The 5490-nt window shown below is 54.0% G+C and carries 6 protein-coding genes; 2 read left to right on the forward strand and 4 right to left on the reverse strand.

Annotated features, from left to right (window positions below; genetic code table 11):
• A partial coding sequence (locus tag ACP7E4_RS30185) for a sensor domain-containing diguanylate cyclase (protein WP_426119903.1) occupies nucleotides 1-1426 on the forward strand: 1426 nt, incomplete at its 5' end.
• A gap of 94 nt (nucleotides 1427-1520) precedes the next feature.
• Here ACP7E4_RS30185 and ACP7E4_RS30190 read toward each other — a convergent pair.
• Genes ACP7E4_RS30190 through ACP7E4_RS30200 form a run of 3 tightly spaced genes read right to left on the reverse strand, consistent with a single transcriptional unit; the run spans nucleotide 1521 to nucleotide 3752 of the window.
• Nucleotides 1521-2033 carry a DUF1097 domain-containing protein gene (locus tag ACP7E4_RS30190; protein ID WP_426119904.1) on the reverse strand — a complete coding sequence of 171 codons (513 nt, stop codon included), beginning with the start codon at nucleotides 2031-2033 and terminating at the stop codon, nucleotides 1521-1523.
• Nucleotides 2033-2968, reverse strand: coding sequence for an SDR family oxidoreductase (locus ACP7E4_RS30195; protein WP_426119906.1), 936 nt, complete (start codon nucleotides 2966-2968; stop codon nucleotides 2033-2035). Before ACP7E4_RS30195 ends, ACP7E4_RS30190 begins: the two co-directional genes overlap by 1 nt.
• A gap of 43 nt (nucleotides 2969-3011) precedes the next feature.
• Nucleotides 3012-3752 (reverse strand): SDR family oxidoreductase, encoded by a 741-nt coding sequence (locus ACP7E4_RS30200; protein WP_426119908.1) that lies wholly within the window; start codon nucleotides 3750-3752, stop codon nucleotides 3012-3014.
• A 260-nt stretch (nucleotides 3753-4012) separates the two neighbouring features.
• On the opposite strand from ACP7E4_RS30200, the gene ACP7E4_RS30205 reads away from it, so the two are divergent.
• Complete coding sequence (locus ACP7E4_RS30205; protein ID WP_426119910.1) at nucleotides 4013-4897, forward strand: LysR family transcriptional regulator; 885 nt, start codon at nucleotides 4013-4015, stop codon at nucleotides 4895-4897.
• A 137-nt stretch (nucleotides 4898-5034) separates the two neighbouring features.
• On the opposite strand, the gene ACP7E4_RS30210 is transcribed toward ACP7E4_RS30205, so the two are convergent.
• A partial coding sequence (locus ACP7E4_RS30210; protein ID WP_426119912.1) for a hypothetical protein occupies nucleotides 5035-5490 on the reverse strand: 456 nt, incomplete at its 5' end.

A 5490-nucleotide genomic window follows, 5' to 3' on the forward strand; every position in this document is an offset into this window, starting at 1 on the left:
AATTTCGGTCTCGAACATCGTTCGTGCGGCCGAGCAGCACGCTCGTGACACTGTGCTACAGGCGGATAACACTTTGCGAGATATTGCCGAGCGCGTGGCGCACGACGGTATAGGCAGTGGACAGCAGGCTCGGCTGGCTACGCTATTGGCCCAAAAAGTTGAAAATATTGAAGGCATTCAGGGCCTTTTTATCTTCGATGCTCAAGGCAACTGGGTGGCTAACTCCTTTTCACATGGCTTACAGACTAAAAACAACAGCGACCGTGCCTATTTCAATTACCATCGAGAAAATTCTGATCAGTCCATCCATATCGGCTCCATTGTTGAAAGCCGAACGACAGGCGCAATGGTCATCCCTATCAGCCGACGCATCGATACTGCTGATGGTACATTTTCAGGTGTCGCACTAGCCACCATCCCTGTTGCGTACTTTCACAGCTTTTTTGAGCGCATGGACGTCGACGATGAAGGCGTCATCTTTCTAGCGCTCGACAACGGCGAGCTACTCGCTCGGCGCCCGACGTTACGCGCGTTAATGACGACCAACCTTTCCAGAGGCGAAATCTTCAGTCGTTATCTAACGCACAGCGACAGTGGTACGGCGGTCATCAAGTCCGTTGTGGATGGAGTGGAGCGTATATATGCCTATCAGCGCCTCACCGGATTACCCATCGTCGCGGCAGCCGGCATCTCCTACCAATATGTGTTCGCCCCATGGTGGTCGTATGCATTCCGCTCTTTGGCGCTGATCGTCATGATCACTTTAACGCTAGTTTTTCTAGGTGTTTTGTTATATCGCCAAATTCAACAATTGCTAGTTGCCGAAAGTGAACTCAACATCACCCGTAATGAGTTAGAGGTCATCGCGCTCACAGACAGTCTAACCTCACTTGCCAATCGGCGCTGCTTCGATACCGCTTTGCAAAAGGAGTGGGGACGGGCGAACAGGAACCAGTCAAGCTTGGCAGTTATTCTCCTGGACATAGACTGGTTCAAGCAATTTAATGATCATTATGGTCACCTCGTGGGTGATGATTGCCTGATACAGGTAGCACACCTCATAGATAAAAACGTCAGCAGGGCAAGTGATCTCGCCGCTCGCTACGGCGGTGAAGAATTCGTAATTTTGCTCCCTGAGACGGATCTGGCGGGCGCTCTAATTGTGGCTGAGAAGGTGCGGTCATCAATAGCACAAGCGTTAATAGCGCATGAAGCCAGTCCTCTTGGCATACTTACGATCAGTGCGGGTGTAGTGGCGACTTACGCGTCGGAAAGGGAGAATTTCAGAGAGTTTTTGGCGGAAGCAGATAAACTTCTTTACGGCGCGAAGTCTCTGGGACGCAATTGCGTCAATGGTCGATTGATTCAGACTCAGCTGGGGACTAGTAATGCGAGCAGTACGTCTCGACCTGCAGCTAAGATTTGATATCAACAACATCACCGCTCTGCGCTTGTCATTCTCCGTAGCATGATTGGTAAGCTAACTTAGATTGTTCGTGCCGGCCATGCTATACCGCCCCTTAAGCAGCCACACGTTGCTGGATTTTAAGCGAGAGCCAAGCTGCTATGCTGCCTATCGCTGAGGCGCCACCCAATCGCATTCCGGTTTCGAGCGATGGTTCCAGGTGTGCAGCGAAAAACGCGATAAGGCCAAGAAAGTACGCCAGCACGTTGTTCATTACCGGCACCGCTCGGAGTGAAACCACACCCATAGCTACGACAAAGACCACCAGCGGCAAAGCCATTATCCCCAGTGAAGGGCTAAGCGCGGCAATCGTCGTGGCCGCTGCCATTCCAAAGACCAACCCGGCCAGTACCCCGCCGTAGTTGATCAAACCGTCACGAAAACTATGACCGCGAGAGAAAAAGGCGACCCAGCCTATGAACATCGCCCAGACCGGCAGTCCGACTGTAAGGCTAGCTGCCGCTGCTGCGGCAGCGGTGGCCGCAGCAACAGCCGTGATGGCGTTGAATTTCATCTGCGAGCTCAATCGGGAGTTAGAGGTTGCCATGGCTTTGTGGGAAGTAGTCATTAGTCGCGCTCCTGCGATACAGCTGATTGGCTTACTGCGTCACTTACGTGGGTGTGCAGCAGGTCTTCAAGACCAATGCGGCGCAGCATTTCTGCGCGTACCCGGTCAGCCATGGCATTAACGATTTCAGCACCGTCCTGAGATGGATCAATGTGACGCCGGAAAGGGCGACGCCCCAGCGGCATGCTAACGATTTCCACAATGGCTCGAGCAACATCAGCTACGTCGGCATCTTCAGGCTCAAGGGCGGCCAAGCCTTTGAGGCTTTGCTCAGGAACGCCCGAGTATGGGCCCGTGTGATACTCAGCTGCTCTTGCACTGTCCGCAGGTGTGCCCGAGTGAACGAAGTGGTTGGTACCTTTGGTAAAGGCTCCCGGAACTACGATGGTGGTGTCGATACCCCAGCGGGCCAGCTCTCCTGCATAGGACACCGCGAGAGAGTCCATCGCGGCTTTGGCTGCAAAGTACGGTGCCAAATAGGGCGGCGTGCCCCCTCTGGCACTGCTGGAAGATACCCAAAGCACCAGGCCACTACCCTGCCGACGCAGGTACGGCAACGCAGCGCGATTTACTCGCTGGGTGCTCAGCACGTTGATGTCGTAAAGCTGGGCAAACTGCTCAGGCGTAAATGCCTCGGCTGGGCCAAACGACATGTGCCCTGCATTGTGAATAATGACATCAAGACGCCCTGCTTCCTTGATCACTTTTGCGATACCGGCTTCAACGGATTCGCTGGAAGCGACATCCAATTCGACGGTGCGCAGATCGACTTGATGCACTGTGGCGTAGCGGGCTGCTTCTTCTACCTGCAGTGCGTTACGACCCAGCGTTTCGCGCATGCTGGCGTAGACGGTATGGCCGGCTTGCGCCAGTGCGCGGGCGGTGAGCGCTCCAAAACCGCTGGAAGCTCCGGTGATAACGATGACGTGTTTCATGTGTCTCTCCAGGTGCAATAGGGTAAGAATCAACAGCGTTGATTTAGATAATCCCGCCATTGGCGCGCAGGGTTTGCCCGTTGATCCAAGCGCCATCGGAACCGACAAGGAAGGCGACGGTGGCAGCGATGTCTTGTGGTTGGCCCAGGCGCTCCAGAGGTGCAAGTTTGGAAAGACGATCCACGACTTCCTGGGGCTTACCATGCAAAAACAGATCAGTTGCGGTTGGACCGGGAGCAACAGCGTTGACCGTGATGTTGCGGCCACGCAGCTCTTTGGCAAACACGCTGGTCATGGCTTCCACAGCGGCCTTAGTGCCGGCATATACGCCGTATGTGGGCTGCAACATGGCAACGACGCTTGAAGAAAAGTTGACCACCCGACCACCGTCGCGCATCCGCTTGGCAGCTTCTCTCAGGGTGTTGAAGGTGCCCTTGAAGTTGATATCGATCTGCCGGTCAACGCTTTCGTCTTCAGTCTCGGCAATGGTCGCAAGAGCCATGATGCCGGCGTTGTTGACCAGTACATCGACACCACCGAAGTGACGTTCTGTTTCGTCGAACAGGCGACGCACATCTTGGGCGCTGGCAACGTTGGCTTTTACCGCCAGTGCCTGTCCGCCTTGCGCCTGGATGGTGGCGGCCAGCGTGTTCGCTTCTCCCGCGCTGCTGGCGTAGTTAACGACCACTGCGAAGCCATCCTGGGAGAGACGCTTGGCGATTTCACTGCCGATACCGCGAGAGGCGCCAGTGACGATTGCTACTTTGCTGTTGGAAGTGTTCATGTTGTTTTCCTGCCTTTTCCGTTGGGTTGGATGTGGTGTGGGAGTAGATTCCCATGGCAGGTATTTTTGATAAATACGTGTTTTTAGCCTTCACTATCCAATTCTCGCCAACAATAAAAGTACAGGCCTATTCACCACCTACTCGGATTGTTGGATGGCTAACTGCGCGGTATAAACCAACCAAATGCTCATTTTCTTAGCGAAATGACGCGGATGTGGCGATACTATTCAATCCCTATCAACAATCAGAAGTGGGCTCCATGGATCAGGTTCGCGCCATGAAAATCTTCGTTCGTATCTACGAACGCAGTAGTTTCACCGCCGCCGCTGAGGATCTTGAGATACCTCGCGCAACGCTCACTCATGTGATGAACCAATTTGAACAATGGCTGGGTACTCGCCTGCTTGAGCGAAGCACTCGGCGAGTGCGTCCAACACTGGATGGCGAAGCCTATTACCGTCGATGCGTAAATCTGCTGGCGGAGCTGGAGGAAGCGGAGCTGGCATTCCGTCAGAGCGTGCCCAAGGGAAGATTGCGCGTGGATTTGCACGGCACGTTGGCGCGGTTCTTCGTCATACCGGCGTTGCCAGAGTTTATGCAGCGTTACCCCGGCATTGAATTGTCCCTCAGCGAGACAGACCGTTTCGTCGACCTTATTGAAGAAGGGGTCGACTGCGTGGTTCGTGCAGGAACGCTTGGGGATTCGTCTTTAATCGGGAGGCACCTGGTCGACCTGCCACAGGTCACCTGTGCCAGCCCCGCCTATATCAAAACCTATGGCGAACCACTAAGCGTGTCCGACCTTTGCGAACACAGAGCGATCAACTACATCTCGCGCACTAGCGGAAAACCTTTTCCATTTGAGTTTCAGGTCAATGGGTCGGTGCAGGAAGTCACGATTCCAACTGCCATTTCTGTTTTCGGCGCAGAAATTTATACCGCTTCCGCTATAGCAGGGGTTGGGATTATTCAGGTGCCTAGATACCGAGTGGCGAAGGAGCTGCAGCAGGACATTTTGCGCGAGTTGCTGCCTGACAATCTGCCGCCGCCCATGCCAGTGTCAGTTCTCTATCCGCACAACCGACACCTTTCACCTCGGGTTCGTGTGTTCGTAGATTGGTTGAGGGAAATCTTCAATAGCTGAACGGCAGGGTGATACGCACTGGCGTCGATACAAGATGACGGGGCAGAACGTGAGGCGCCCTACCCTTGCATCCGCAAACGGATAGGGTCATACCTGCAATAGATCCTCAAGGCCGATGCCGCCATACTCCGAATACGTTATGGCATATTGGATTGACCGACGCCGATGTGCTTGTACCATGCATGACCAGTCGACAGATGACTTCGGAATGGAAAATCCTTGGCGAGCATGTCCTCCATGTCGGCAGCTTTGATGCGCATAACGTAACTGCGACGGATCGTCACCAAGCGGTTATCCGACTGCATTGCAGAAGAGCTGTACCACTTGCCAGGAGTTCCGTTGCCAGCACTATGAGCCGAGTTCTCGGTCTCAACCTGCCAACCGCCATCGAGCAAAACCCAAAGATCAGCGGAAGGAGTGACACCCTCAATACGGCTGTCTATCACCGTGCCTGCAGGGGAGTCCCATTCACGGGAGTGTTTGATTACCCACTTCAACTGATCATCGTTGAGCTCGGTAAAAAAAGGCGTGTGGCGAAGCAGGTGCAAATAAGTGATTGAGGCTTTCATTCTGCTGTCCTGATAGGCGGTTTC

Source organism: Pseudomonas sp. DSP3-2-3 (assembly GCF_049898225.1).
Taxonomy (GTDB): Bacteria; Pseudomonadota; Gammaproteobacteria; order Pseudomonadales; family Pseudomonadaceae; genus Aquipseudomonas.